Below are 26,606 nucleotides of genomic sequence, written 5' to 3' on the forward strand. Positions count from 1 at the left end.
CAAAAGGGAGCGATATTCAATGACATGGTATTTTGGTTCGGATTCAGGAACTTCCAGTAATCCTTGCGGAATGAGTTTTTATCTCGGTCGAATGGGTTATGGTACAACTGTAAGTATCTATTGGGCTATCACAGGTATTTCTATTCCTGCCTTTGCTTACTGGAACATTGAAGGCCCAGGAAATACACCTTATGGGAAGACTTATGAAGAATGGGGAGCAGAACAGGCCCAGGTTTTCTGGAACCAGTTTTGGAACCAACAATATCCCGGAGGATATCCTGGGGGTACAATGTTTGGAGCTGTATCGCTCGGTAGTGGTGGCTGGAATACTGCGAATGACTCTACGGCTTGGAATGAAAATCAAACTGTCGTAGAAGGTTTTTTAAATGAACTTGCAAATTTAAATGCGGCAAATTCATTCTCGTCGTCTACTACGCTAGGACTCTACGGGAGTCAAATTGGAGAATTTCAAAATCTCCTAGATTCTAATAATTGGATTTCTCCACAGCCAATTGTAGTGTGGATTGCTGATACACAGTCTTCACAAGATTGTACGACCGTGGAAGAACTATATTGCCCCATGCCAACAGTGGGTGGATATGCGCCGATGATTTGGCAATATATTCAAGACCCAGATTATGATGTAACTCCATATGTAGATGGAGTGAGCAGCAGTTCTAATTACACTTGGCATCCTACGACATCTCCGGGGATTTGTTGAATGAATAGTGGAGCGTTCTATATCGAATAAAATCGTGCTACTCAACTACAACATTCCAATTCTTCCCTCCGTCCTGAGATCTCCATAAAGACAAGGAATTTGATTGAATACTCTGGGAGACGATCCATCCTGTTTGACCGAAAAACTTGAGACAGATGGGATGGATCGTTGAGGGGATGGGTGCAACCGTTTCCCATGAGCGACCACCTGTCAGGGTTTGCTCCAATTCCTGTTGTTTGCCCTGAAAGACGATAGCCCATCCCTTTTTAGATGTTAAAAAGTCTGTTAAGAGGGAAGAATCGGGACTTATCCAAATAGGTTTCCATTGAGCTCCATTAACAGTATGATAGAGAACAAAGTATCGTTGGTAGTCCACGGTGTTCTCTCTGGTTGTATATGGAAGAGTTAGGGATACAGATAGGAAGCCGATATGAGAAACCCATGTGGGAGGATATATGGCAAGTACCGAAGCTTGCAGTTTTGGATTGGTTTTGTGATTGTTCATGTCTTTCATGAGAAGCGAGTGTGGGATAGACAATGTAACAGGACCCCAAGACATACCTCCGTTCGTTGAGATCATCAGGGAGGAAGAAAAAGATTTGTGATTAGGATTAGGAAAATAATTTGTGGCCCATGCCTCGTTCGGTGTGGCATATTGAATCTTTTGAATGGACCCATGGAGGGATTGATAAACCGGGGAGGAGGAAACATGACCTCGTAATATTCTCCATAAGGCTTGTGGCCCTGTTTGCAAATCCAGAGGTCCCGATAACATTACGAATCCAAACGAACTATCTTGAGAATTAATGGAAACATGTAATTGGGCGTTTACTATTGTCCAAGGCGCACTGAGACGATCCATTCTCCAATGGACGCCACCGTCGCTTGTAGTGTTGAGAGTGACATGGCGAGCACTACCTTGAGTGATCACCCAAGCATTTTGTGAATTAACTGCATCCAACGCTAAAATGTGCTTGGAATTGAAAACTCGTACCCATTTTCGTCCCGACGTTGTAGTTCGAAAAATTGAACGGGAAGAATTGGCCCATCCGGTGGTTCCATTGACCATATAGATTGATTTTAGGTTTTCTAAAGGAGATATAACTACGCTCTTGGCTGAATTAACATCTCGATGTGTTCGACTTGGCTTAAATGAATGGGGACTATCAGATGATGCTGTAGAGTTGAGTTTATTTCCATTTTTATTGATCAATGACATTGTCCCACACCCGGTCACCGTCAAACATGTTAACGCAAGCATAGACGCAGTCAGTCCCCAGATTCGTTTTTGCACAAAAACCACCCCTAGTTTCGATTGTTCCCCTGTATAGACGTACCCGCTACACATTTTGTGACAGGAGCATTTTTCCATCCACACGGTATATCTTCGTGACCGCAGAGCGTGTTCTGTCGGTTACAGGCTTGTTCCAACGTCCTATTTTGGTTACAATCTCCAAAAAAGGAAGTGAACCTACATGCGTATACAGGATACACGCTTTGTGGTGCTGGATACAGAGACGACAGGTCTAGACCCAACCATCCATCGGATTGTGGACATTTCACTGGTCGAGGTGAGCAAAAACGGCATTCGCACACTCTATCAGACGCTTGTCAATCCCCAACAAACGATACCGCCGGAAGCTTCGGAAGTGCATCACATCACCAATCGACAGGTCAAAGACAAACCCACATGGGAAGAAGTGTGGCCAACCATTCTGACGCATATCCAGGACGCTGTACTGGTGGCCCATAATGCCAAGTTTGATCGGTCTTTCTTGCCGGAAACCCATCATCCGTGGATCTGTTCCTACCGTTTAGCTCGTCATTTGTGGCCAGAAGCACAGAAACACACCAATCAATACCTGCGTTATTGGCTTGGTCTTGAACTCGACGCAGATATGGCACATAGCGCAGCGGGAGATACATTTGTGACCGCGCATGTGTTTTGGCAAGAATTGCTCACTTATCGAAAACGTATGGCTCAAAGTGACCAGGTCGAAGAATTGATAGCCTATGCCGCTTCATGCATCCCTATTACGACGATGCCTTTTGGCAAGCACAAAGGAAAACCGTTAGAAGATGTGCCAATCGATTATATTCAATGGGCATTAAAGAATCTTGAGGATATGGAAGAGGACCTTTATACGGCTCTACAGGAACGTTGGGCATCCTATACGAGCACTCAAGGACGCGTTGTCTAAAATGAACCACCATGTTACGCTTACTTTCTTGATCTGGCTCGTTGGGTGTATAGGAGCACCGACTGTCATCACCTACTTTTTCACCAGACATCAAACACAAACGACGCAACTCGCCACTACCTGGATAGCAGCAGCCACAGGATTTGTGGCATGGCTTGTTCTGATATCTAACATCCAAAATTGATGTTTTTTTGACGTTTTTCTAATCCACAAACATGGTACGCTCCTTGTAGAAAGTGTACTTCTCCACAAAGGGGTGTATTTTTTATGTTGGGGCGCAGTCATATGGGAATTGGCGCAGTGGGTGCTGTCGTGGCCACACCTTTTTTACTCCACGAATCCTGGGAACCCATGCGCCGCCTTCTAAGCCACAGTTGGCGGACGATCCCGCACATGCTCATCTTGCAAGCCATTCTTGTCGCAGCGTTTGTCATCGGCTCACTTTTGCCTGATCTCGATGAACCGAATGCGCTCGCTTCTCGCGATTTGGAGCGCTTCATGGCCTTGCCCGTCTTTGCCTTGTTGGTTGGCATGGTGTTTTTGCTTCACAGAGAAACCTCTCTCGACGCTTGGGGAATAGTTATCGTATTGACGCTTGCCTTTCGGACTTCTCGCAATCTTTCCAGACGTTTGGGATTGGGACTCATTGCAATACTCCTCGCGTATCTCGCCTGGAAACATCATCTATCTTGGCAGGCGACCATCCCTATCGCTCTTTGGTGCGTAGGCGCCATGTTCTCCAAACATCGTACCTTCACGCACAGCCTTATCGCTGTTTTTATGCTCGGGTACGGGCTTTGGCACGTCCATACCGTTTTTTCTGAGGTACATGTAGCGGTTCTTGGTCTTATGATTGGCTACATCCTGCATCTGATTGCGGATGCCATAGCGGGAGGCGTACCGCTGTTTTGGCCTTGGTCGAAGCGATTGGGGATGCGAATCCTCACTACGGGAAGTGCCTGGGACCATATGATTGGCGGCATAGCTGTGTTTGGCTTCCTCGCTCTGGCGTTGTTGTAGGAGGTGAACGCGATGAAACCACCGGTACTTCTTCCTCCTGCGGATATGGCCAGATGGTTGGCTAGCCCGTGGTTCTGGATCGTCATAGCGATAGGTGCTTTTTACGGTCTGTATCGCACCGTATACCGCGTTTTTGGCACACTCATCACAGCCTGTACGATGGCGTTTCTGGTCATTATTGGATATATCGTGGCCAAAGTTCATCAACACGTGGCCTCTTGGCAACAACAGGTTCTTCACCCTGTACCCACTTCGCTCTTTACAGTGGCCAAGGGATCACCCTTGCAGGGCTTAACGGCTCAAACACAAACACTCAATACAACGAATCCTGTGGTTCATGAAAATCCCTGGGTGATCGCTCTTGTATGTGTGGTGGGAGGGGTCATCCTAGTACTCTATCTGATCTATCGGATGCTGCCTGCTCACCAAAGAGCCAAATGGCAGTCAGCTTTCTCTTGGGTCTCGTTGGATGAAACCCAACCCATCCCAAAAGAAGATTACCCTATTTCTCCCATCGAATTAGCTGTTGATCGCGACACAGGAAAGCCTATTCGTATCGAAGGAAAAGATCGCTTTTTAAATACCGCTTTGCTAGGCAGTATTGGTACAGGAAAAACCAGCCGTATCCTCTTGAAGGCGATCTATCAAGATCTCAAGGCAATGGCAGAAGGTTGGCAGATGGATGTCATCGTCGTTGAGCCGGATGGAGAATTCTCCGAAAAGGCCATTCAAACGGCCCGCTCCTTTGGTCTATCGGTGGATATCATCGATCTTCGCAGTGATGATGAGGAAGACCAAACTTTTTTAGATAGTACGGTTTCCTTCAACCCTTTTGGCGGCGGGAATATCGCCGATATTTTGAATAATGTACAAGCTGCTTTGAAAGAGAAAATGGGCAAACAAGAAGGATTTTTCCAAAACGCACAAGACGGCTTGCTACGCAGTGTCATTCAAATTCAAGTTTCCCTTTGGCCACAAACAGACTTCCTTCAGTTTGCCAATTTGGTGACGGATATTTTCCATTTCCGAGCCATTTGTCAAATGATACAAGACTGTTCCTCTCAAGAAACCAGAAATTTCAAACCATCTGGAAAAAAATCCGATCCGCTCGATGAATTCACTGCCCAATGGGAACACGAGAGAGCGGATGTTGTAGCCAGATTTCAAGCGCTTCCTCCCAATACGCAAAACATGGTGTCTGCCGTGGCTCGATCTTTTTTAATCGATACAAGAAACGAGCAAAAACTGGATCAACTCGAAAAAATCACCCAAGGACTCAAAATTGTTGTGGGGGAAATCGCGTATAACCCACGTCTACAAAATGTCTTGGGCACATCTCGCTTGCCAGGACTCAATCTGAAAGAACTACTCAATCCTGAAGGGCCACGTCCAGGACGGTTGGTGACGGTCATTACCGGGAATCAGCCGGAGGGCAAACTGTTTGGAAAACTCTTTCTAGTCACACTCAAGATGTATACACTGCGACGCAAAGGGAATGAAAATACCCGGCGTCCCGTTTACTTGTATGTGGACGAATTTGCGGTCTATGGAACGGAGGCCTACACCGAAATGTTTTCTCAGGCACGCAAATATCGGGTAGGTCAAATGCTCGCCTATCAAGCACGTGCACAGCTGCTCGACGTCAGCAAGAAGTTCCAGGACGTCGTAGAAGGGAGTTGCCGGAACAAAATTTACTTTCCATCTCCTTCTCCGGATGATGCTAAATTCTTGGAACATGCACTCGGTTCGATCCGTCAGGTTCGGGAAACGCATTCCGAAAATAAACTTGGTTTCTTTGGCTTTGACAATCGCAATCTGGATCGGAAAGTCAGTCGAACAGAAGCCGTCGATCCGCGTTTTCGCGTGGAAGACTTGTCATATGGTCTCAAGGCCAACGAAGCGATTTTTTCGATCACTCAAAACAATGAGGCGCAACGTCCTGTCGTAGGCATCACATCCTATGCGGATGATTGGTTAAAGCAACATCCATTAAAGAGATCAGTTCAATCCTCAAAACGTTTGGAGAAGTGGATTCCATCCACTGGACACAAGGCATCTATCCAACCATCAGAAATGGTCGTCATGAAAAATGCATCTGAACCTGACACATGGCCGGAAAGAATACCGATTCAGCCATGGAAAGAACAGAAATCTATACCTTCGAAACAATCAGCCACAACAGCGGGTACAACGCCTGTCATGCCCAGTTTCCGCAAGTTGACTCATCAGGCGATCCCACAGTCAGAACCACAAGCTATCCAACGGATCGACTTGAAAAAGCAAAATGCTGCTGATGAAACTATAAGTTTCTTGCAATGTCCGATGTGTGAGAAACCTTTAACCTTAATGGAACGGGATGGAAAGGAAAAGTGGATCTGTGAATCTTGTGGTTTTCAGAGAAAGAAGCGATAAAAGTTGACGATATGATGACGCTTAATAAGACGTTGAAAATGGTATGGTTGAGATAGTTATGATTATCAACGAACTGGAGTGTGATTTAAATGGAAAACGTCCGTGTCGTCTATGTGAATACTTTTGCTGATGGATCGCGAAGCTCGGAACCCCTGGCACTAACAGAAACCGACTTTCGGATGGCTGTGCCGAACTGGAAGCGGGCGAAAACGGTCGTACAAGTTTACCTGCTTGGTATGGAGAAGGTGGAAGTGGATGGAGTTCAAAGAACCTTTTTCATTGGTGATGTCGGCGCAGGCAAAGTGATGATGCCCATCGAGCCTGAGTATTCTGGCCTTGAAACTGGACAAGATCCATTTGATCTCATTGGTCGTTGGGTTTGCGGCATGGTTCAGGACTTTGATATCAAGGATGCCGGTAACATGACGATGTTGATCAATCGTACACAAGGATTGGCGATTCTTCGTCGTCTGAACGCCGAACGTGTTCGACAGGTAGGAAACAAAGCCACAGGCATTATTCGAGCGGTTCGAAGAACTTCTTACTTGGTCGATGTCGGAGGTTACTTAGCTATACTGCCTAAGAAGTGGTATGACTGGGTGGAGGAAAATCGCCAAAAAGGTCACATTGGAGAAGAATTTCCTGTACGAATCATGCGCGTGATCGATGGACAAAGAATCGTGGTCAGCAGATGTCATCTGATAGAAAATCCATTTGAGACACATATGAAACTAGAAAAAGGAACTATGGCCAAAGTTACTGTGAAATATTATCGGGAGCGGGTTATTATGGGGGAAATTCATCCTGGCTTTCTGGTTCGAATTAATCCTGTCGGTTTAAGAATCCCCCCCAAACGTGGCGAAATTTTAATGATTGAAATTCTCGGTCAAGATCATCAAGGTTATTACGGCATACCCGTATTGATGAAAGAGGAAGCCTGAATACTCCGCTCCCAAATAGGGGGCGGTTTTTTTGATGCTTGACAGACAGAAAAATCTGCTAGAGAATGAAGCCATAAAGAATACCCCATAGAAAACTCCATGTCTCCACCAGTGAGACTCTAGGCTGGTAATAGCTTAGGACGCACGTGGGTGAAGCGGATAGGAAGGTTCGGGTCTCTTCGGGCACCTATCGGTTCTGAGGGAAGCGGAGTAGCGACAGTGAAGAAACTTCCAGGAATCAGAACAAAAAGGCTTTAGCAGTATCCCTTCGCGGAACAAAGCGGCTGCCGTGCGGTAAGGAGAAAGAGACGATCTCTTGGCTGAGATGCCAACGAGACCTGACGAGTCTGATCGAGGGAATCAGGCCCCAAGGCACAATCAAGATGGGTCAGGTGCCTTGCGTGCCTCACAAGCTTCCAGAGGACTGAATCACATCCATCCATGGGTCCGAAGCTTGGAAGAGGAGAACACGCCCGACGAAAACATGGATGGGGAAGTACCCAACGCTCCAAGAGAGCGAACCATCGAAGTGAGCGCCAAGAAACCTGGTCGGAGTAGCCGAAGCCAAGAAGCCTGCCGTCATGGAGTAGCGAAAGCGAAGAAGTGAAGGATGGGTGGAGTAGTGGAGGCGAAGAAGTCAGGTGGAGTAGCGCGAGACGCAAAAGTAAGCGTTCCATGAACTGAATGAGGGCAAAGAGCCCAACCGTGAAATGAACCACGGAGACACAAGAAGAAGTTTTTCCGACTGCGAAAAAGCAGAGGTGGAAAGGCTTATTTGTGTTTCGGTGGCTTTTTGTCGTTTCACGGAACACGAAAGGAGCGGTACCAAGTGTTGAATCGACCACGAGGAGGGACTTGGTATGGGATGGGTCAAAATTGGCGAGATCGCCGAGCAGGCAGGTCTCCAACTCACACCCGTTAGTCGTTATCGTCCCGACCAGGTGAAAGCTGATCATTGCCCATTCTGTGGGGATATCAAGGGGAACCTGGAACTGAACCTCGACAAAGACCTCTTTCACTGCTGGGCTTGTGACAGTAAAGGTGGTGTGATTGCCTTTTACGCCAAGCTCCATGGCCTATCCGAAACGGTCGCCAAACAAAAACTTTATCCTCATCACCGGACCCGCAAATTGCATCCGGCAGAGCGTTTAACCACGGCACAACTTCAAGAGATTGGATTTCAATCCCTCCATCGACACCCCAAAACGAAACCTGCTCGCATGTCTCACGAAGAATGGGCAGCATATCGAAAACGACAACTGGACTGGATTTGGCAGACGTGGTGTGAACACGTACAGGCTGAACAGGAAATCGAACGCCGTTTGGCCAGACTGTTTGCCACGCAAGAACAGCATCCACACACACTAAAAAGTGTGAATGAACATTGGATGAAGGAGGCATGACATATGCCTATCAAAGGTCGAAGTGACATCTATCGAGTGCCGCGTGTCGGAAAAATTCACCTGGGCGTGAAAAAAGTCTCGGACAAGAGTGGACATGAGTATCCATCTGCTGTGGATTACTTTGTCGTCAAGGCGGATGACACGACCAGTGAAGCGGCAGCCCAAGCGTTTCAAAGCGTCTATGGGGATAAACCACGAGAAATTACCATCTGTTTCCCTTCCGACGATCCCGATCAGTTCTTTCCCCAATGGCTCTCCAGCTATCGGAGCGTGGGAGGAAGATACGAGCTGTTTTGTCGAGGAGATGGAGAGGTAGCTTATCGAGTGGATGGACAAGGTGGACGAGTGCAGATGCCCTGCGCCTACCAAGACTGTCCGCTTTATCAAGAGAAAAAATGCAAAGAGCTGGGGCAGCTCCAATTTTTCCTTCCAGAAGTACCAGGTATTGGGTGCTGGCAACTCGATACGACCAGCTACCACACAACGGTGAATCTGAACAGCAGCATTCAAATGTTGCGTGCATTAACAGGCGGGGCCATTAAGATGATTCCCTTGAAGCTTCGCGTCATCCCCAAAGTGGTGAGTCCTGAAGGAAAGCCGAAAACGGTGTTTGTCCTACAGTTGGGCATTGACGATCTGAAGTTGACGGATTTCTTAAAGCAAAAACCACTCATTGGAGCTGCTCCTGTCGTAGAACCCATTCCAGAAGACGAGTTGCCTGAAGATCTGTTCCTCGCGGACCAGGTTGTGGGTGGAGAAAAAGCGGAACCTACGCTTCTCGTCGTGGCCGACAAACGGCTCAAGCAGGATCAAGAAGGTCTCACCTGGTTGTTTTTGCGCGCAGCGGATCGGGAGGGTCAGCTTATGAAATTAGCCACTTCTGACCCGGCGCATATACAAATGGCCTCGGAGATAGGCGTTGGCAGAATCATTTACGTTCACGCCAAACAAAAAGCTGATACATGGCCAGATGTGTATTTCATTGATCAGTTACATCTGGATCAAAACGCATCTGTTGCGAGCTAAAAAGGAGTGTGGAACCTTGTTGAATCGAGTCATTCTGATTGGTCGTTTGACGGCCGATCCCGAACTGAGATACACCCATAGCGGTACAGCTGTGGGTGGATTTACCCTAGCCGTGGATCGTCCTAGAACGAACCAACATGGTGAACGGGAAACAGATTTCATTCAAATTGTCGTTTGGCAAAAACAAGCGGAAGTGGTAGCTCAATACCTCAAAAAAGGCCGTATGGCTGCGGTAGATGGGCGGCTGCAAACTCGATCGTACGAAAATAAAGACGGGCAAAAAGTACGTGTGGCAGAAATCGTGGCCGAATCCGTTCGATTTTTAGATTCAGGTCATCGAGACGCATCTCCACGAACAAACTCTACTGCATCCCCGAAGAATACTTCACCCAAACAAAGTACAGGTGCATCCTACGGGGATGATCCTTTTGGAGACGATCCTTTTGGAGATGACCTTCCTGATCTAGGCGATGATATGCCGTTTTAAAGGAGGCAACAGAGATGGTCTATTTGACAGCTACCAAAAATGAGAAAAAAGCGATTCAAACCAAGCGATATTACGAGTCGCGAGGGATTCCTTGTGAGATTCGGAGAAACAAACAAACCTTTGTGCTCTTTACCGTTGATGAACGCTATGCACAACAGGCCAAGCAACTGCGTCTAACATTCTAACATCAAAGGAGGGAGCCCCTCTCGTTCAACACACGAGAGGGGGAAGCCTCTTTCAGTGTGCAAGGATGATGGGCGTTGAACCATGGCTTATGAACCTTATTGGAAGGATGTCAAACAGATTCTGTGCATGTACTTGAGTGAACCAGAAGAACGGATCTATTTCACAGAACATGCGCAAATTCGTATACAAGAACGTAATCTGACAAGGCGAACCATCATTTCTGTATTACAGTCAGGTGACATTCACGAAATGCACTCACCTTATGGCTATCCGTTCGGGGAGCATCCTTACCAAAATTCTGACCCTGTTTTTACCATAGTCGATCACCAGTCGCAGATTGCTGTAGGTTTGGCCTTGCGTCAAAGACAAGATCGACATGGTAGATTTGCAGAATTTCGAGTGATCACGGCGATGCATTACAGTGAATATAGTCGCCATGCCGCTCGTTCTCTCTATGCTTCGGGTTATAATGAACATCATCAACCGAAGCGGGAGAGTGGGTCAGAATGGAAAGAGGGAAGAAAATCGTGAAAATGACTGAACAAATTCAAAACGTTCAATTCATCAACTTTCCGGTATATATCGATGAAAATAACGAAAAAATGTATGGCCTCTTTGATATGGCTGTAGCAGAATACATTGCTGAAAACATTCACAAACAGGCTCGTTCTGCGGTGGTCGTAGATTTTGACGCACTGGATGTGGAATCTTTGAAAGAAGAAATCAAGCAAAACTTACAGATCGAATCCAAAAAGACAAAGGAAGAGGAAAGAGTGTTAGAGGAACAATTGCTCGAATCCCTTTTCTCTAGTCCATGAATTCCTGACTCAAACCAAATTCGACTTTAGAATGGGATGACCTGAAAAAATAGCCATCCCATTACAGTGCTTAGCTGCGCTACACAAGACCAGTACGAAGCCAAGGGGAAATCCCTTAGATTTGTGCTGGTCTTTTACATTCAACCCGTCCGTGCGGGATATGCCAAGTCCCGCACGGCTACGTGGGGCTTGGTGTCATTCCAAACCACTCGTAGAAAGGGTCGATGGATGATGAAACTCATGCAAATTCATGTGGAGAATTTCCGCTGCTTCGAACAGGAAACGGTTTCGTTTCAGTCCGGTGAAAATCGTATTCTCGCTCACAATGCCCAAGGGAAATCGACATTGATGGAAGCGGTCGTGTGGTGTCTTTATGGCACCGATGCATTAGGCAAGAAGAACGCGGATACCCGCCTTCTGCGTCGAGGAGCTAGGTCCATGAAGGTAGAGACGGTCTGGCAAATTCAGCAGGGACAATCTCTGACGATATTGCGAATCAAACCTGAACAAGGGGCGGTACAGCTGCTCGTCAATGGCAACAGGCCCAAACCGGGGACGGTGGAAGGATGGTTTGGAGAACTTCAAACGTTCTTATCGATTTTCTCTCCTGGCTATTTCAGTGGCTTGGAACCGAAAGAAGCGAAGCTTGTACTGGGACGTGTCAGTCAAGTCGATATCGAACAAGTCCTGGAAGCTCTTCTGCCGTCAGAAAGAACCTATTTATCCAACGTTCATTTTGGGATGGGGTTGGATTCGGCGGATGTACTGCTCAAGACCCTTCGATCCGAACTCAAGGAGCATGAAGAAGAGGCCTTGCGCCTGGAAGGTGCCATAGAGAGTTGGAAAGCAAAACTGGCGGAATCAGAACCCGAACCCTTCCAATCCACGCTTGGGGAAGCCAAGTTAGCCGAGATCGCGGCTACCCAAAAGGAGTTGACCCGTTTGGAACTTCTTTTGGAAAAAGTGCCGCAAGAAATCAAGGAACTGCAAAACCGCTTGCAACAAGCGCGCTCAAGATACATGGAAGTCAAACAGCAGTTATTGCCGGACATCGATGCCAACTGTCCAACGTGTCATCAGCCATTGCCGAAAACTCAGCAAGAAATCGCCAAAAACAAGCGCAACGCCCATAACGGCAAAGTACAGGTTCTCCTGAAGAGTATTCAGGAAGAGGGAGAATCGCTCAAGGCAAAGATCGAACAACTGTCCCAGCCGGAGCATACGCGTCAACTGCGAGAGAAAATCCAGCAAATGAAACAAACATTGGCACATTATGCTGCCTTAGTCGAAGCAGAAAAGGCGGCAATGGTGGAGTATCAGTCAAAGAAGATGATGTGGGACTACGCTCGTCAAAGCAGTGAACAAAACCAGCATGAGTTGGAACAGGTCCTTCATGAACTGGAGAAAATCAAGCAAAACATTCAGGCTGTGAAAAACTTTAAGTGGCGTTATGTTCAGATCCAGCACAAACAACTCAATGAGCCACTCGTACACACGCACATAGAGCTGTACACGGTCAATGAAGACGGGGAAATCAAAGAAGCGTTTGGATTGACTTGGAACGACAAGCCCTATCGCACACTCTCCACTTCCGAACGAGTGCGGTGCGATCTGGAGATATCGAGACTGCTCATGTCGCTTGCCGTACCGGAAGTGTTGCCGGTTTATGTCGATAACGCAGAAAGCGTCGAACATCTAGAGATGGAAACATTTGCTGGACAATGGATCGCCGCGTATGTATCGGATTGTCCATTGACCGTCATTCATCCGGACAACACTTCAATGAAAAAAGGTGCTTGATATGAGTATCCCGATGTGGTTCCAAGCGGACGACGAAACCCTATTGACTCACATATTGCGTCATTACCTCGATGGTACCTTGAGTGACATCTTTACGGCTCATCGAGGTCAACTGGAGGATGGGAGTGTCTACTATGAAATCGACGAATCCAACGTACAAGGAACATGCCGTCAAGAGATTAGTCGAACGACATGTACCGATTGACGTCGTGACCAACGTCGCAAAACACGGCGTCACGGTCCAGCGAAACAAGCAATTTGTCATGAAACGAGGCGAATGGGATGACCGCCCCATCCATGTGGTGGTCGATCAGAAACTGAATGCGATTGTCACGCTCTATGTGGCCAACGAATGGGAATCTGGTGTATGGGTTCGCCATTCCAGACGACACCGTGATCCTTTCGGATTTCAAACTCTGTCTGTTGGAGGCGGTCACCCTTGAAAAAAAACACGGCCGTGATATGCTGCACGCTTTGTGGAAAACATTTTTCTCGGGAGACAGCATGGAACGATCAGGATGGACATCTTTACTGCTCGTCAAATTGTCTAAACCTTCGTCTAATATTCACGCCGGACGAAAGGAAACCTCTATAGACAAATGAGCTGCTTCACGCCCGACCACGCGGGACATCTTTACCGTCCCCGTGGTAAGGGGCGGTATGAAGGAGCGAAAGAATTTGAACGAAAAAGTTCAGGATGCCTTAGAACGGTTGGAGGAAGGACTGAAAACGCTCTTGTCTGAAGATAAGTGGAAGAGTTATTTGCGTTTTCAAGCCCAATTTCACAGCTATAGTTTTCAAAACACCCTGCTCATCCTTTTTCAGTGTCCGCATGCCAGGCGTGTGGCCGGATATCAAGCGTGGAAGAAGCTTGGACGGCACGTGCGTAAAGGTGAAAAAGGGATCACCATCATCGCACCGATGTTGGTGAAAGAAAAGGATGATGAGACCGAAGAGTTAGGCAAAATCGTTCTAAAAGGATTTCGCGGTGCTACCGTCTTCGATATCTCTCAAACAGAGGGCGAGCCGTTACCTGAAATCCCCATCCACCGTCTCCAGGGCGCATGGGAAAACTGGTCTACAATTCGTACAGCCTGTCCGTTTCCTATCGAAGAGAAAGACGATTTAAAAGGGGCAAACGGCTGTTTCTATACAGATACACGAAGTATTGCATTGCTCAAAAGTCTTGATGAACGTCACAAGAGCAAAACCTTAATCCACGAATGGGCGCATGGACTTCTACATGTCCCTTCTGAGGAAAAGGTTGTGACCAAAATTCGAGAATTAGAAGCGGAATCGGTGGCCTTTGTCGTAGCCGACGCACTGGGATTGGATACATCCTCGTATTCGTTCGGATATATCGCTCATTGGTCAGGAGAAAACGCCCTAGATCAGCTGAAGGCAAGTGGGATGCGCATTCAAAAAGCGGCGAACCGCATTTTGGATTCAATCCTCCCCAACTTGCTACAGCAAGCCAGTTAACCTGAGCGTCATTCATGTGTGGAGCCGTATCCTTTTTTGAAAAACGTGCTACACTGGAGGTATCGATATGTCAGAACGGGCGAAAGAAGTGAGCCAAATGGAAGACGAACTGCAATCCCATCAGCGTCAACCAGGCAATGTGACGGAAATGCCTTGGCTGCTCATTAGCAACCAAATTCAACAGATGAACAGCAGTATCAATGAACGGTTTAATGCCATGGAAAAAAGTATCAACGAACGGTTTAATGCCATGGAAAAAAGTATCAACGAACGGTTTGATGCCGTGAATCGTCGCATTGATGATTTGAAAGAAGATATGGACAGACGTTTTGAAGCCGTAGACAGACGTTTTGAAGCGGTTGAGAAACGAATCGATTCGCTCGAAAACAAAATGCTGCAAAAGCCAGGATTTCTCTGGGGGATTTTAGGATCGGTTATACTCCTTTTACTCGGAGCGCTGCTGAACCAACACATTCATATTTTTTAACGAAGGAGAGGTGAACCCTCCGTCTGAACGTTAGAGGCGGAGGGACACCCCCGTCCGCGTAAAACAGACGGGGGATATAGATGAGAAAGGATGTGAATCACGTCATGGATGAGAAGGAATTGTCTCAACAGCAAAATCAATTACTGATGATGCCCTGGATGGCATTAAGTGATCAGATAAAGATGACGAATCAGCGCATTGATGATTTGCGTGGAGAACTCACTTCCTTCAAAGATGACGTGAACAAACGTTTCGATTTGATAGATAAACGTTTTGAATCCATAGATAAACGTTTTGAATCTATCGAAGAAAAATTGGATAAAAGAGTGGATCGAGCGGTCGTGATTTTTTCTACCATCGCCGGTATTATGGCCACATTTTTTGTGACATATATCACTATGCGCTAAATCAGAAAAATACCCAAGGAGGTGAACCCTCCGTCTGAACGTCAGAGGCGGAGGGAGGACCTCTTGTTGCTGGCGTTTTTAGACGTGAGGAAATCTGCATGAGACTAGAAGGTATCGCCAAAGCAGGTTACTACCCAACGCCTATCAGCATGGTAGAACAAATGGTTCGACGACTGGAACCCAAGGAAGCGTACATTCGTCTACTTGATCCTTGTTGTGGGACAGGTGAAGCACTGGAGCGATTGGCCAAACATTTCTCAAACGTAGCTACGTATGGCGTGGAACTTGACGGTCAACGAGCTGCTGAAGCTCAAAAACGCCTTGATCAGGTCGTACATGTTGCTTTTGAACGAGCACGGATCGAAAAAGAGTCCATGAGTCTGCTATTCCTCAATCCGCCCTATGACGAAGTTTCAGGGCAAAAGTCAGAAGGGCTGCGCAGTGAGTGGGTATTTTTAAGAGATACCACGAAGTGGCTGACACCTGGCGGTCTATTGGTATACATCATACCGCGCTACGTGCTCACCAAGTCGATCATTGATAGTCTTATATTTCGGTTCACCGATATAGGTGTATATCGATTCACGGATCGAGAGTACGCGGTGTACCAACAAATTGTGATTTTTGGACAAAAACGACAGAAACCGATCACGCGAATTTCCGATCTCACAGAAGCCGATTATGTCACTCGAAATACACTTTTGTGGGTAGGTAAAGAAGAAACCCAACTGCCTACAATCGATATTCAGGATGGCCGTACCTGGGGGATACCCGGCGTAGAAGAACGACCCATTCTCTTTCGAGGTCACGTCTACGACAAGGCAGAACTAGCGCAGGACTTGCTACATTCCGAGGCTTTTCAAATAGCTTCCAATATGTTGTACGGAAACGATCCCCATCACAAACTTCACCGACCATTGCTGCCGTTTCGTCGCACACACATGGCCACACTGATAGCCAGTGGAGTGTTGAACGGAGCCATTGGAGTTGATGAAAACCGACACATGGTGGTGGGTATGAGCCGAAAAAAAGTCACTCGCGATATCGTCAAAAAAGATGATGGAACAGAAGTCATTGTAGATTCCGAATCTTATATCACGGCTGTCCGAACCATTGAAGCCAATGGAACGATACGAACCATCGAATAATCCCATCTAAAGGAGGCGAATCCGCTCCCAAGCACATTCTCTTGGGGGCGGTAGCTTCCATAGAGATGTGCTCTGTGAAGCGGGCTAAGATGAAAAAACTCATTTTTTCTGATGATTCCAACTGGATGCAAGCACACGCACATTTCACGGTCACAAAATCCACTGACCAGGGAGTCGAACTTTTGGCAACCGGTCTCATTGATACCGACCAAAATGTACGAGCTGTAGCAGCTAGGATCATCAAAGGTCAGCTCATTCAACAAATTCAAGACGATCGCAAACAAAAGAGTCTGGTTACCAAGAAATATGGATATCGAATGATCGCAAAAAGCGTAGGAACATTAACACACGTGTTGTTACTTCCCAAGGCAGCCGTTGATGAGGTATTGCCCGCAGAGGAATCCCGCATATTTCTGTTGCCAGGCGAGGATAACTTGGCCAAAGTTTTTTTGCAAAGATTTGCGAGCGATTTCAACTTACCCATGGTTCCTGAGTGGCAAGAAGTGTTGTGGGAGACTTGTCAAACCCTGAATTTCATCCATCCGTTGGAGGTTTGGACATCAGATGCGGTCGAACAATGGCGTGGTCTTCAAGCGTTTGAACGTAGTCCGGAACTGACCGAAGAAAAGGCTTGTGAAATCTTAGGTGACTTGTTGAACACAAAGAAAATCCACTTGCCAAACGGCGTGACCAACGCACCGGCGATCGCTGATGCCGTACCAATCGACGAAAACGGGAAAATGGCTCTCACAGATTACTTGCAGGTGTATGCGCCACATTTGGCCACCACCATCGATGGAATCGCCAAACCTTTGCATGACTTGGACGATCCCATTGATCCAGCCATTGCCACGATGAGTCGCGTACCCTTTCCGGCTCAGGCCCATACCGCTCAAGCGATTTTGAAAGGTCTAAAAGAACAAAAAGGCGTGATTGTCAGTTCGGATATGGGCACGGGGAAGAGTATCGTTTCTCTAGCCGTATCTCATGCACTGGCTCAAACGAGTCGAAGCGGTTTTGTTACACTTCTTTTGGTCCCAGGGATCACTATCCCTAAATGGATACAGGCTGAAATCAAGAAAACACTCCCACAAGCACACGTTACCGTACTCAAAGATTGGCGAACATTAATCCAGTACTGGCGTGAGCGAGTTCAGAAGCGAAAAAAAAATCGCTTGGAATTTTTATTGTTATCTCGCGATACTGCCAAAATGGGCATGCCGAAAGTGCCTGCCTTAATCTACAAAAGTCAACATATACTTTCCGATCGTACAGGTCTCAAGCAATCGGTTAAACCTATCCTTTCGTCCGTTGGGGAAGTACGGTCAGGAACCGCAGACAAAGCTCACAGAACCTTTGTCGTGGAAGACGTATGGTTATGTCCGGATTGCTATGCTGTACAGATTCATCCGAAGTCTACATCACGTGCAGACAGTCCATTGGATGCCTGGTTGATGGAAAATAAGCTCTCTTGGACAGATTTAGCCGTGGATAAAGTGAACGGGAATATCGAATGGAAGAAAAATATCACTCAATATCATTGTTGTGCCTGTGGACATAACTTGATGCGTTCTGTAGACCCGACGAAAGAAAAAGTGCCGGGACTTCGAAGACGCAGACTCCAACCCGCCTGGTTTATCCAAAAGTATTTTTCAAACTGGATCGACTTGGTGATCGTGGACGAGTTGCACCAGTACAAATCACTCTCTGGACAAGGAGAAGCTATGGGGGCGATTGTGGGTGCTGCCAAAAAGGTATTAGGTCTGACCGGTACATTATCGGACGGCAAAGCTTCCAGCTTGTTTCATCTCTTGTGGCGCATCAATCCAACAGGACTGATTCGAGACGGCCTCGATCATAAATCACTCAATAAATTTGTCCACCTCTACGGTTCCGTGGAGCAGACAGGGCGATATGATGAAGATCAAAAAGTTTCCGCAGGTGGGAATACTTCGCGAAAAATTTTGTTCAATCCCCCCAGAGAAATACCTGGTTTATCGCCCAAGTTGTTCGTCAATCACTTGGCGGATAAAACCGTATTCCTGGAATTAGGGGATTTGGGATTGCCTTTAGTGGAATTAGAAGAAAGACCCATTTTCATATCGATGGATGAGGAACATGCCCTAGCTTATCAAAAGTTCCATCAAGAACTGGAAGCGGCGATGAAACAATCGTATGCCGCAGGAAATCACAATGCCTTTTCGGGATTCATTCCGGCAGTCGTCAATGCCGCGAACCGGGCTGATGTTCAACAAGAGATACCTGTGAGTATCGACCAAACTATAACTTTTTTTGCTCCACTTTCCGAGGATGCGGAATCGGCGAAAGAACGTCAATTAGTCGCAGACATCCGAGATGAGTTGCAAAACAACCGACGCTGTGTAGTCTATGTACGCTATAGCGGAGAGGCTGCTCAGGACGAACGTATTCACAGCATACTTCAACGTCACGGTATGGTTTCCCGTGTCATGAAAGCCACTATATCTCCGGAAGAACGAGTGGATTGGTTAGAAAAAGCGGTAAAAGACGGGGTGGAAGTTGTGATTTGCAACGCCAAACTGGTGGAAGTTGGACTGGACTTGTTGGATTTTCAAACACTCATCTTTTATCAGTTTACGGATGAGATCGCGACCATGCGGCAAGCTGCCCGACGAGCCTGGCGTATTGGACAATACCGTAAATGCAAAGTGTTGTACTACGTCTATTCTCAATCCTATGAAATGGTTCAGTTTCAGCGCATGTTGGCCAAACGAACCCACGCGTTGCTTTTGGAAGGACGAATGGATCGTTCGGAAGTAGCCGCATTTGCCGAAAAAGATGCAAAATCGGCATCCGCCTATTCCATAGCTGCGTGCTTGAGAGACGTTCAAGATCTGAGTGCCAAGTGGAAAAGCATCGCAGATCGAGACATTCCTGAGGGGGTTTGGATGTTAGAAGAAACAAAATTTCAACAAGAAGTTCACGAAGCGATGCAACGATTGGCCATAGAAACCAAACGTTTGGCCAAAGTACCGTTAGAGTTGATATCTGATCAACCCGCGAACGAATGGGATGATCTGGCCCTTTTTTCAGCATCTGAATCCGCCGGGGTCATCGAAACTGTTAAGACAAACAAAGATCACGGATTCACCTTGGGCGCTTGGGCAAGACAGTTGCCAAAGAAAGCGAAAAAGGTACAAAAATCCCAAGATGAAGATCAACTGTTGCTTTTTGCACTTTGAGGATCATCCGCTCCCAAATAGGGGGCGGTTTTTTTGATGCTTGACAGACAGAAAAATCTGCTAGAGAATGAAGCCATAAAGAATACCCCATAGAAAACTCCATGTCTCCACCAGTGAGACTCTAGGCTGGTAATAGCTTAGGACGCACGTGGGTGAAGCGGATAGGAAGGTTCGGGTCTCTTCGGGCACCTATCGGTTCTGAGGGAAGCGGAGTAGCGACAGTGAAGAAACTTCCAGGAATCAGAACAAAAAGGCTTTAGCAGTATCCCTTCGCGGAACAAAGCGGCTGCCGTGCGGTAAGGAGAAAGAGACGATCTCTTGGCTGAGATGCCAACGAGACCTGACGAGTCTGATCGAGGGAATCAGGCCCCAAGGCACAATCAAGATGGGTCAGGTGCCTTGCGTGCCTCACAAGCTTCCAGAGGACTGAATCACATCCATCCATGGGTCCGAAGCTTGGAAGAGGAGAACACGCCCGACGAAAACATGGATGGGGAAGTACCCAACGCTCCAAGAGAGCGAACCATCGAAGTGAGCGCCAAGAAACCTGGTCGGAGTAGCCGAAGCCAAGAAGCCCGCCGTCATGGAGTAGCGAGAGCGAAGAAGTGAAGGATGGGTGGAGTAGTGGAGGCAAAGAAGTCAGGTGGAGTAGCGCGAGACGCAAAAGTAAGCGTTCCATGAACTGAATGAGGGCAAAGAGCCCAACCGTGAAATGAACCACGGAGACACAAGAAGAAGTTTTTCCGACTGCGAAAAAGCAGAGGTGGAAAGGCTTATTTGTGTTTCGGTGGCTTTTTGTCGTTTCACGGAACACGGAGGAGGCGTAGATATGGATCACACTTGGGTATGGATTCTCGAAGCACTGTCAGATGCAGATTTTGTGTACAGAACAGATTTTTTGGATATCACGTTAAAGGACGTATGGTTCCCTAATATTGAGGAATCACACACCAACGCTTTGGGTGCCTAAAAAACGCTTTTTTCCTCCTGTTTGTGCAGGGACTGAGAACATCAGACCTGCTCAGTAGGGCAGGTCGAAAAGGAGCGTATCCACAGATGAAAATCGACATCAAAAAGGTAGCTTTAGTGAAAGCCTTGCAGGAAGTGAAAGAGACCACCTTAGAAAAGGCGACCAATTTCGCCCGGTTCGTCAAGATCGCGGTCAACCAAGACGACTCTCGTGTCGATTTCACCACGAGTAACATGGAGGCTACGACACGCGTGACCGTATGGGAAAGTGCCATGAATACCCCTGTAACCATTCACCAATCCGGTGAGGCCGTCGTGCCGTACAAAATGTTAGCCGATATGGCAACACGCAGCCACGATACACTCACTCTCTCCACCGAAAAGACCAAGTTAACCATACGCACTGGCAAAACCCACATGGAACTGGCTGGAATCGATCCAAAAGATTTTTTGGCGTATCAATACCAGGACGATGAGAGAGAAGTCTTTCGAGTACCCGCCTCTAAACTGAAAGCGCTGATCCAGTACACAGCGTTTGCAGCTTCAACCAGTGAGGTGAGACCTATTCTCACGGGAGTGTACCTGGTTGCTGAAAACGGTCAGTTGAAAGCTTCAGCAACGGACGGACTGTGCTTGAGTACCGCTTCATGTACATTGGAAAGTCTGGAAAGTGCACATCTTATCATTCCAGCCACAACATTGTCGAAGTGGGTAAAGCACTTGCCCGAAGATGACGATGAAGAAGTCCTCATCCAGTTTGGCGAATCAGGACTTCAAGTGACATGGGATGATGACAGCCATCAAGTGATGATGCGTGCGCTTTCGGGACAATATCCAGATATCAACCGACTCATCGCACAAAAACCACTCCAATACCAGCTACGACTCAACCGCTTGGAATGGCTTCAAGCGCTTGAACGTATCGGAATTTTGAGTGAATCGTCCGCTCCCCGTGTCACTTTGACATTTAGGGAAGAAGGGTGCTATGTGGAGTCCAAGTCCGAACAATATGGACAAGGCAGTGACTGGGTCGCCATTTTGGCGAAGAGTGCTCTTCCGGACTTTCCCATCACTTTCAATCCACGTCTGCTCATTAGTCAACTCAAAGCCATGCGTGGGGAAGAAGTATTGGTGGGCATGAATGGACCGAACGAGCCTGTGTTTTTCAAAGATGGATTCACAGACTTTGACATGCTGGGACTTTTATCGCCCGTTTTAAGTCCGAGACAGCAACAACAAAGCGCTTAATACGCTCGAACTACCCGCCCTATGGCGAGGAACAACTCCTCGCCAAGAGCGAGGAGCGTAAAGGGGAAAATACGAATGAGAATCTTGTGGACTTTGTGTTTTGGACAAGCCATACACTCTGTTTCTCAAAAAGGTCGTATTCGGATACAACCGATGGGCTTTCGCGAAGGAAGACGGACAGTGGCCATCGTGTATGTGGATTCTACAAACCGGGTGGAGACGATCTTAAAATCCCAATTGACATGGTGGGAAGCCATTCGATGGATGAGAGATATTCCTGTGGAGCAAGAAAAACTCACCCGTTGTACACACGTGGCTTAACAACGACTGGGGGTTGAGGTCAAAATGAAAAAAACACTCGTGTTTGTAGAAAACCATCGGCCAGTCACGGATAGTTTGACGGTTGCAGAAGTTTTCGGGAAAAGACATGACAGAGTGTTACAAGACATTCGGGAGCTCGAATGTAGCATTCATTTTCGACTCCACCATTTCGTGGAGTCCTCTTACACTAACCAACAAAACAGAACCATGCCGAAGTTTTTGATGACTGAGCAAGGATTCACGCTGTTGGTAATGGGATATACCGGCAAGGAAGCCATGCGCTTCAAAGAAGCGTATATTGAAGAATTTGAAAAGATGCGCGAAACACTTCGCCAATCAAGCCAGTTTTCTTCTAGTTCTCTCTTACCCAAAAGCTACTTAGAAGCATTGAAAGCTTTAGTTGTGCAAGTAGAAAAAAACGAACAGCTCGAAGCGGATAAACTCGCTTTAGAGCAATGCTTGGCAGAAGCAGAACCCAAGCTGACCTACGTAGATCAAATACTCGCTTCCAAAGACACGGTTTGCATCACACAGATTGCCAAGGACTATGGACTGTCTGGAAAACGTCTTAACGCTATTCTTCACGAAGACGGTGTGCAGTTCAAAGTGAATGGTCAGTGGGTGCTGTATTCCAAATATCAACATATGGGCTATACGCACTCTCACACGGTTCAATATACACGATCCAATGGTGATCGCGGCGTCCAGTTGCAAACGGAGTGGACACAAAAAGGAAGATTGTTTATTCACGATTTATTGACAAAGCGCGGTATCGTGGCTTGTATGGATCGAGAACAGACAACAACCACTGTGATACCACTCACTTCTCGAATCGAGTAGATACGCGAATATCAGACAAACACACTTGTATGCCATACCGTTATTTTGAAAGACCTGTTTCAACCCCGAGCACGGCGGGAATTTGACCTTCCCCCGTGCCAAGGGGAAGGTGCAGGAGTGAGACATCTTGGATCGAATCCTCCACGTTCACTGGGATCAATTTGTAAACGCCTTAAAGAAATGCCCCGACGATCCCAACCAACTCACTAACTATCAAGCGGCTCAAGAACTGCTTATGCGCATCGAACATCAAGATTTTGATGGTGAATACCTATGGAATCTCACGGATGATGTCATCGGCGCGGCTTGGCGTTTGCTATCCAATGACGACGCCTGTGATCCAGCACTGGAATATGCTCAATTCACCGTTGATGAGGACCGTTGGCCTGACTTGCTTCATCAACTGTATCGACTGAAAGCTATGTGCGATCCGAGCTTGTCGGAGGTGTTTCTATGAACGATGAGTTACTGGAGCACCTATGCAGCAGTCTCTATCATCTGGAATTTTTGCGTGATGCCTTGCGCAGAGTGGCGCTACCCGAATCTTTGAATAATCTGACTTGGCCATATGGCATTGAATACAATGGTGACTGCGAAGGAATCTACGAGGGACAGCTGCGAGATCTATTGTGGTTGATACAAATGCCGATGGATTGCACCTTGACCTTAACTTCCACAGATGATGAGTTATTCGATCATTTATCGCTTGTACAAGGCGAACTATGGAATGCTGATCTTCTCATGCTCATGTACTTCACAAGTCCAGAACCAGAGCAACTGGTGGAATTCCGATATTTCATCCAGTGGTTGCGACCTAAAGATCTCATCATGATCGACACAACCCACGATTCTTCTCATTTCATCTGGGGTATCACCGAACCTTCAGAAGAAGAAATCATGAATGCGTGGGAAACCATCCTGCGTATTGGGGAGGTGCGGATGTTCTATGGAAACGTTGCCCACGCACGTGCATGGAGAGAGCTGCGCGGATGAGGTGATCTTGAAACTCTCCCCCAAGCGATATCCTGTGCTCGAAATCATTGAAAACGGTATACACCACTACAAAACGGTGGGATACCATGAACTGTTAAATATCTTGGATCGTTCCATCGTAGTAGAACAACTGAAGAAACCCGACGTGTCGATTGTTTCGAGTCCACCATTACCGGAGCGGACTTTGCTCGTCGATACCTTGCAAACCCAACATTGGCTCCGTTGTATCGTGACGGCGTGGCTACCGCGAATGGACTATCCTTTGATTTTTGGCGAAAAAACCTTCCTGATTCCATTTCCAGCGTTGGTGTATCAAGTCACTTACGAGATCACCGGTAAGGAGTCGCGAAAAATCCACCATTTGCGTCTGGCTGTATCGATAGATGATATCGTCACTCATCAAAGCCAACTCTACCGCTACCCCTTCTCCAACGTATATCCCAGCGGACAAGTGTGTTGGAACGGCTTGCCGAGCAGGGTAGGCGAATTACATCAGATGGCACCACAATCGGTATTTGCTTTTCTGGCAACACCCAACAATCACGATTTGTATGGCGTGGGGCGTTCTCACAACGCTCCCCATACCGAATACGAAGATTTTTTGAGCGCCGTTGTACAGGAGGGAGTACGCCCGGAATGGCTCATCCCGATGGACATGGACGTCCAAACGTTTCATCAAAAATCCAAAAACCACTAACCAAGGAGCGATTTGTATGACAACCAACCAATCTTCTCTCTTTGATCTCTTGCCTGAGGAAGAAGCAAAAGCTTTCAAGAGCGACGAACCAAGGCAGTCGAAGAAAAAAACGAAAACCACTGCGCCAACGGCATCGAAAGAAGAGACTGAACCGGAAGTCTATGATATCGATCGCGTCGTCTACTATGCCGGACATCGAATCGACGTACCTGGACGAGATATGAAACTCGAAGACGTTCGCGCCTGGCTGGAACCACAGTTTCCAGAGCTCACAAAAGAGCGTTGTGAGCTGGTCTACGACAAAACCACAGGGCATATTGTGCCTGTACTGAAAGCACACAAAAAAGGCGCAACACGTGGAATTTTGGTCTATACCGAAGTCCCTCAACCCGAACCTCCCGTGTATCATCTGTTGGATGAGGAAGGAACGGTGTGGGAAGTGCGTACGACGCAAACCGGAAGATTTCAGGCACCTGTCAAAGGTCAATACACGATAGGATTCCCTGGATGCAATCTGGCCGTTCCCCGTATTCCAGTCCGCTGTTTAGCGGATATTGTGACGCGGTTTCAGTCAGATCCGGATGTCGAGCATCTCGCATATATTCTGTTCGACCGCCGTCACAACGCCTATGAAGTGATGTGGCCAAAGCAACGCTCCAACTCGGTCTCTGTGATTGGCGAAGGTTTCATGGAAAGCGAGGATCTTTTCGTTGTCGCGCAGATACACTCACACGGACAAATGCCTGCGTTTTTCAGCAGCACTGACAACGAGGACGAGATACGTACTGGACTTTATGGCGTGATAGGTGATTGTCAAAACAAACGTCCTACCTTACGCTGGCGCATGTCCTGTGGCGGGAACTTCTGTATATTGCCCGCACAAGACTATTTTGATGGCGATATTGAGCCGTGGGTGGTCACCTCATCCCTGCAAAGGGAGGGGATCATCCTATGCTAAAGCCTGTGCGGGTGATCGATCCTCATCGATTGCAATCCATCGCACTCGTTGGTGTTGGTGGAACAGGCGGGTATGTCTTGCAGCAATTGGCCCGCCTGCTCTATGGACTCAAAGAGCAAAGGACGTCCACTCCGGACGTCCTGCTCATAGATGGAGATACGGTGGAAGAGAAGAATTTGCTACGCCAATACTTCTTGCCGCAAGATATCGGCAAGAACAAGGCATCCGTGTTAGCAGAACGATATGCACGTGCCTACGGTTTGCCGATTTCCGCCTATCCACACTACCTAACACGCGAAACATCGCTAGACGATCTGGCTATCCAAAACGGCAGTGTAGTCGTAGCTTGTGTAGATAATGGCAGTACTCGGCGTATTCTGCACGAAAAACTGTCTCAATTGAACCATATCGTTTCTATTGACAGTGGCAACAGTGCTGTCACTTTGCCAGAACATCCTGAACACTTGGATCGATATCAACTGGCCCACCTTAAAAACAGCGGTTGGGAAGGACAGGTCGTTGTTGGAGTGCGGTCTCAAGGACAAACCGTCTTGCCGTTTCCTGGTGAAGTTTTTCCCGATCTCATGGAAGAAGACCAACTGCCAACCGAAGTGAGCTGTGGGGAAGTGTCGGTATCCAACCCGCAGCGCCTGATGACCAATCTCATGGCAGCCACGACAGTCATGATGATCCTGCACACCTTGTTGGCCGATGGAACCATCCTACATCACCGCACCTTTTTTGAGGCCAGGCGCGGTTGGATGCGAAGCGATGCCGCTGTGGAGCAGATGCTGGAAGTTTCGGTGTGAAATGAGAATTG

Annotated in this window: 30 protein-coding genes; 29 read left to right on the forward strand and 1 reads right to left on the reverse strand. The window is 47.4% G+C overall.

The window, feature by feature from the left end; translation table 11 throughout:
• Positions 1-19 precede the first annotated feature (19 nt).
• The gene (locus tag ACOJUR_RS15425) at positions 20-721 is read left to right on the forward strand and encodes a hypothetical protein (protein ID WP_420950586.1); all 702 of its coding nucleotides are present in this window, start codon (positions 20-22) and stop codon (positions 719-721) included.
• A gap of 37 nt (positions 722-758) precedes the next feature.
• On the opposite strand, the gene ACOJUR_RS15430 is transcribed toward ACOJUR_RS15425, so the two are convergent.
• Positions 759-2,015 (reverse strand): WD40/YVTN/BNR-like repeat-containing protein, encoded by a 1,257-nt coding sequence (locus ACOJUR_RS15430; RefSeq protein ID WP_420950587.1) that lies wholly within the window; start codon positions 2,013-2,015, stop codon positions 759-761.
• Between the two features lie 181 nt (positions 2,016-2,196).
• On the opposite strand from ACOJUR_RS15430, the gene ACOJUR_RS15435 reads away from it, so the two are divergent.
• From ACOJUR_RS15435 to ACOJUR_RS15570, 28 genes are all read left to right on the forward strand, one after another.
• Positions 2,197-2,922 carry a putative quorum-sensing-regulated virulence factor gene (locus ACOJUR_RS15435; protein WP_420950588.1) on the forward strand — a complete coding sequence of 242 codons (726 nt, stop codon included), beginning with the start codon at positions 2,197-2,199 and terminating at the stop codon, positions 2,920-2,922.
• 267 nt (positions 2,923-3,189) lie between these two features.
• Positions 3,190-3,942, forward strand: a complete 753-nt coding sequence (locus ACOJUR_RS15440) for a metal-dependent hydrolase (protein WP_420950589.1) — start codon at positions 3,190-3,192, stop codon at positions 3,940-3,942.
• A 12-nt stretch (positions 3,943-3,954) separates the two neighbouring features.
• Positions 3,955-6,354 (forward strand): type IV secretory system conjugative DNA transfer family protein, encoded by a 2,400-nt coding sequence (locus ACOJUR_RS15445; RefSeq protein ID WP_420950590.1) that lies wholly within the window; start codon positions 3,955-3,957, stop codon positions 6,352-6,354.
• Positions 6,355-6,443: 89 nt separating this feature from the next.
• Positions 6,444-7,295 carry a 4-hydroxy-3-methylbut-2-enyl diphosphate reductase gene (locus ACOJUR_RS15450; protein ID WP_306955092.1) on the forward strand — a complete coding sequence of 284 codons (852 nt, stop codon included), beginning with the start codon at positions 6,444-6,446 and terminating at the stop codon, positions 7,293-7,295.
• Positions 7,296-7,611: 316 nt separating this feature from the next.
• Complete coding sequence (locus ACOJUR_RS15455) at positions 7,612-7,902, forward strand: hypothetical protein (protein WP_420950591.1); 291 nt, start codon at positions 7,612-7,614, stop codon at positions 7,900-7,902.
• A gap of 253 nt (positions 7,903-8,155) precedes the next feature.
• Positions 8,156-8,698: a CHC2 zinc finger domain-containing protein gene (locus ACOJUR_RS15460; protein ID WP_420950592.1), complete on the forward strand. Its 543-nt coding sequence runs from the start codon at positions 8,156-8,158 to the stop codon at positions 8,696-8,698.
• A gap of 3 nt (positions 8,699-8,701) precedes the next feature.
• On the forward strand, positions 8,702-9,724 hold the full coding sequence (locus ACOJUR_RS15465; RefSeq protein WP_306955095.1) for a recombination directionality factor: 1,023 nt from the start codon (positions 8,702-8,704) through the stop codon (positions 9,722-9,724).
• 16 nt (positions 9,725-9,740) lie between these two features.
• On the forward strand, positions 9,741-10,211 hold the full coding sequence (locus ACOJUR_RS15470) for a single-stranded DNA-binding protein (RefSeq protein ID WP_420950593.1): 471 nt from the start codon (positions 9,741-9,743) through the stop codon (positions 10,209-10,211).
• 14 nt (positions 10,212-10,225) lie between these two features.
• Positions 10,226-10,396 (forward strand): hypothetical protein, encoded by a 171-nt coding sequence (locus ACOJUR_RS15475; protein ID WP_306955098.1) that lies wholly within the window; start codon positions 10,226-10,228, stop codon positions 10,394-10,396.
• A 127-nt stretch (positions 10,397-10,523) separates the two neighbouring features.
• A complete protein-coding gene (locus tag ACOJUR_RS15480; RefSeq protein ID WP_420950594.1) occupies positions 10,524-10,928 on the forward strand; it encodes a DUF4258 domain-containing protein in 405 nt (134 codons plus the stop codon).
• On the forward strand, positions 10,925-11,215 hold the full coding sequence (locus tag ACOJUR_RS15485; RefSeq protein ID WP_306955103.1) for a hypothetical protein: 291 nt from the start codon (positions 10,925-10,927) through the stop codon (positions 11,213-11,215). The genes ACOJUR_RS15480 and ACOJUR_RS15485 overlap by 4 nt, the downstream gene beginning before the upstream one ends.
• Before the next feature lie 123 nt (positions 11,216-11,338).
• Complete coding sequence (locus ACOJUR_RS15490; protein ID WP_420950595.1) at positions 11,339-13,015, forward strand: AAA family ATPase; 1,677 nt, start codon at positions 11,339-11,341, stop codon at positions 13,013-13,015.
• A 134-nt stretch (positions 13,016-13,149) separates the two neighbouring features.
• A complete protein-coding gene (locus ACOJUR_RS15495) occupies positions 13,150-13,458 on the forward strand; it encodes a DUF4258 domain-containing protein (protein WP_072875123.1) in 309 nt (102 codons plus the stop codon).
• A gap of 235 nt (positions 13,459-13,693) precedes the next feature.
• Positions 13,694-14,497, forward strand: a complete 804-nt coding sequence (locus ACOJUR_RS15500; protein ID WP_420950596.1) for an ArdC-like ssDNA-binding domain-containing protein — start codon at positions 13,694-13,696, stop codon at positions 14,495-14,497.
• Positions 14,498-14,564: 67 nt separating this feature from the next.
• Positions 14,565-14,984 carry a hypothetical protein gene (locus tag ACOJUR_RS15505; protein WP_420950597.1) on the forward strand — a complete coding sequence of 140 codons (420 nt, stop codon included), beginning with the start codon at positions 14,565-14,567 and terminating at the stop codon, positions 14,982-14,984.
• Between the two features lie 80 nt (positions 14,985-15,064).
• Complete coding sequence (locus ACOJUR_RS15510) at positions 15,065-15,391, forward strand: hypothetical protein (protein WP_420950598.1); 327 nt, start codon at positions 15,065-15,067, stop codon at positions 15,389-15,391.
• Positions 15,392-15,489: 98 nt separating this feature from the next.
• Positions 15,490-16,539, forward strand: coding sequence for a DUF6094 domain-containing protein (locus ACOJUR_RS15515; protein WP_420950599.1), 1,050 nt, complete (start codon positions 15,490-15,492; stop codon positions 16,537-16,539).
• 89 nt (positions 16,540-16,628) lie between these two features.
• Positions 16,629-19,760, forward strand: a complete 3,132-nt coding sequence (locus ACOJUR_RS15520; RefSeq protein ID WP_420950600.1) for a helicase-related protein — start codon at positions 16,629-16,631, stop codon at positions 19,758-19,760.
• 318 nt (positions 19,761-20,078) lie between these two features.
• Positions 20,079-20,369 (forward strand): hypothetical protein, encoded by a 291-nt coding sequence (locus ACOJUR_RS15525; protein ID WP_420950601.1) that lies wholly within the window; start codon positions 20,079-20,081, stop codon positions 20,367-20,369.
• A gap of 220 nt (positions 20,370-20,589) precedes the next feature.
• Positions 20,590-20,730, forward strand: a complete 141-nt coding sequence (locus ACOJUR_RS15530) for a hypothetical protein (RefSeq protein WP_203115817.1) — start codon at positions 20,590-20,592, stop codon at positions 20,728-20,730.
• 86 nt (positions 20,731-20,816) lie between these two features.
• A complete protein-coding gene (gene dnaN / locus ACOJUR_RS15535) occupies positions 20,817-21,977 on the forward strand; it encodes a DNA polymerase III subunit beta (protein WP_420950602.1) in 1,161 nt (386 codons plus the stop codon).
• Positions 21,978-22,052: 75 nt separating this feature from the next.
• Positions 22,053-22,298, forward strand: a complete 246-nt coding sequence (locus ACOJUR_RS15540) for a hypothetical protein (protein WP_420950603.1) — start codon at positions 22,053-22,055, stop codon at positions 22,296-22,298.
• A gap of 24 nt (positions 22,299-22,322) precedes the next feature.
• Positions 22,323-23,138: a phage antirepressor KilAC domain-containing protein gene (locus ACOJUR_RS15545; RefSeq protein WP_420950604.1), complete on the forward strand. Its 816-nt coding sequence runs from the start codon at positions 22,323-22,325 to the stop codon at positions 23,136-23,138.
• A 127-nt stretch (positions 23,139-23,265) separates the two neighbouring features.
• On the forward strand, positions 23,266-23,595 hold the full coding sequence (locus ACOJUR_RS15550) for a hypothetical protein (RefSeq protein ID WP_420950605.1): 330 nt from the start codon (positions 23,266-23,268) through the stop codon (positions 23,593-23,595).
• Positions 23,592-24,131 (forward strand): hypothetical protein, encoded by a 540-nt coding sequence (locus ACOJUR_RS15555; protein WP_420950606.1) that lies wholly within the window; start codon positions 23,592-23,594, stop codon positions 24,129-24,131. Before ACOJUR_RS15550 ends, ACOJUR_RS15555 begins: the two co-directional genes overlap by 4 nt.
• On the forward strand, positions 24,085-24,828 hold the full coding sequence (locus tag ACOJUR_RS15560) for a hypothetical protein (protein WP_420950607.1): 744 nt from the start codon (positions 24,085-24,087) through the stop codon (positions 24,826-24,828). Before ACOJUR_RS15555 ends, ACOJUR_RS15560 begins: the two co-directional genes overlap by 47 nt.
• A 16-nt stretch (positions 24,829-24,844) precedes the next feature.
• The gene (locus ACOJUR_RS15565; RefSeq protein WP_420950608.1) at positions 24,845-25,786 is read left to right on the forward strand and encodes a Mov34/MPN/PAD-1 family protein; all 942 of its coding nucleotides are present in this window, start codon (positions 24,845-24,847) and stop codon (positions 25,784-25,786) included.
• Positions 25,780-26,595 (forward strand): ThiF family adenylyltransferase, encoded by an 816-nt coding sequence (locus ACOJUR_RS15570; RefSeq protein WP_420950609.1) that lies wholly within the window; start codon positions 25,780-25,782, stop codon positions 26,593-26,595. The genes ACOJUR_RS15565 and ACOJUR_RS15570 overlap by 7 nt, the downstream gene beginning before the upstream one ends.
• Positions 26,596-26,606: the final 11 nt, after the last annotated feature.

This window comes from Alicyclobacillus tolerans (assembly GCF_048984885.1).
Classification (GTDB): domain Bacteria; phylum Bacillota; class Bacilli; order Alicyclobacillales; family Alicyclobacillaceae; genus Alicyclobacillus_I; species Alicyclobacillus_I tolerans.

Excerpts from the sequence above, each read along its gene's own strand:
- ACOJUR_RS15425 (WP_420950586.1), top strand. The coding sequence starts at position 20 with ATGACATGGTATTTTGGTTCGGATTCAGGAACTTCCAGTAATCCTTGC.
- ACOJUR_RS15435 (WP_420950588.1), top strand. The coding sequence starts at position 2,197 with ATGCGTATACAGGATACACGCTTTGTGGTGCTGGATACAGAGACGACA.
- ACOJUR_RS15440 (WP_420950589.1), top strand. The coding sequence starts at position 3,190 with ATGTTGGGGCGCAGTCATATGGGAATTGGCGCAGTGGGTGCTGTCGTG.
- ACOJUR_RS15445 (WP_420950590.1), top strand. The coding sequence starts at position 3,955 with ATGAAACCACCGGTACTTCTTCCTCCTGCGGATATGGCCAGATGGTTG.
- ACOJUR_RS15450 (WP_306955092.1), top strand. The coding sequence starts at position 6,444 with ATGGAAAACGTCCGTGTCGTCTATGTGAATACTTTTGCTGATGGATCG.
- ACOJUR_RS15460 (WP_420950592.1), top strand. The coding sequence starts at position 8,156 with ATGGGATGGGTCAAAATTGGCGAGATCGCCGAGCAGGCAGGTCTCCAA.
- ACOJUR_RS15465 (WP_306955095.1), top strand. The coding sequence starts at position 8,702 with ATGCCTATCAAAGGTCGAAGTGACATCTATCGAGTGCCGCGTGTCGGA.
- ACOJUR_RS15475 (WP_306955098.1), top strand. The coding sequence starts at position 10,226 with ATGGTCTATTTGACAGCTACCAAAAATGAGAAAAAAGCGATTCAAACC.
- ACOJUR_RS15480 (WP_420950594.1), top strand. The coding sequence starts at position 10,524 with ATGTACTTGAGTGAACCAGAAGAACGGATCTATTTCACAGAACATGCG.
- ACOJUR_RS15495 (WP_072875123.1), top strand. The coding sequence starts at position 13,150 with ATGAAATCGACGAATCCAACGTACAAGGAACATGCCGTCAAGAGATTA.
- ACOJUR_RS15505 (WP_420950597.1), top strand. The coding sequence starts at position 14,565 with ATGTCAGAACGGGCGAAAGAAGTGAGCCAAATGGAAGACGAACTGCAA.
- ACOJUR_RS15510 (WP_420950598.1), top strand. The coding sequence starts at position 15,065 with ATGAGAAAGGATGTGAATCACGTCATGGATGAGAAGGAATTGTCTCAA.
- ACOJUR_RS15515 (WP_420950599.1), top strand. The coding sequence starts at position 15,490 with ATGAGACTAGAAGGTATCGCCAAAGCAGGTTACTACCCAACGCCTATC.
- ACOJUR_RS15520 (WP_420950600.1), top strand. The coding sequence starts at position 16,629 with ATGAAAAAACTCATTTTTTCTGATGATTCCAACTGGATGCAAGCACAC.
- ACOJUR_RS15530 (WP_203115817.1), top strand. The coding sequence starts at position 20,590 with ATGGATCACACTTGGGTATGGATTCTCGAAGCACTGTCAGATGCAGAT.
- dnaN (WP_420950602.1), top strand. The coding sequence starts at position 20,817 with ATGAAAATCGACATCAAAAAGGTAGCTTTAGTGAAAGCCTTGCAGGAA.
- ACOJUR_RS15540 (WP_420950603.1), top strand. The coding sequence starts at position 22,053 with ATGAGAATCTTGTGGACTTTGTGTTTTGGACAAGCCATACACTCTGTT.
- ACOJUR_RS15545 (WP_420950604.1), top strand. The coding sequence starts at position 22,323 with ATGAAAAAAACACTCGTGTTTGTAGAAAACCATCGGCCAGTCACGGAT.
- ACOJUR_RS15555 (WP_420950606.1), top strand. The coding sequence starts at position 23,592 with ATGAACGATGAGTTACTGGAGCACCTATGCAGCAGTCTCTATCATCTG.
- ACOJUR_RS15560 (WP_420950607.1), top strand. The coding sequence starts at position 24,085 with ATGGAAACGTTGCCCACGCACGTGCATGGAGAGAGCTGCGCGGATGAG.
- ACOJUR_RS15565 (WP_420950608.1), top strand. The coding sequence starts at position 24,845 with ATGACAACCAACCAATCTTCTCTCTTTGATCTCTTGCCTGAGGAAGAA.
- ACOJUR_RS15570 (WP_420950609.1), top strand. The coding sequence starts at position 25,780 with ATGCTAAAGCCTGTGCGGGTGATCGATCCTCATCGATTGCAATCCATC.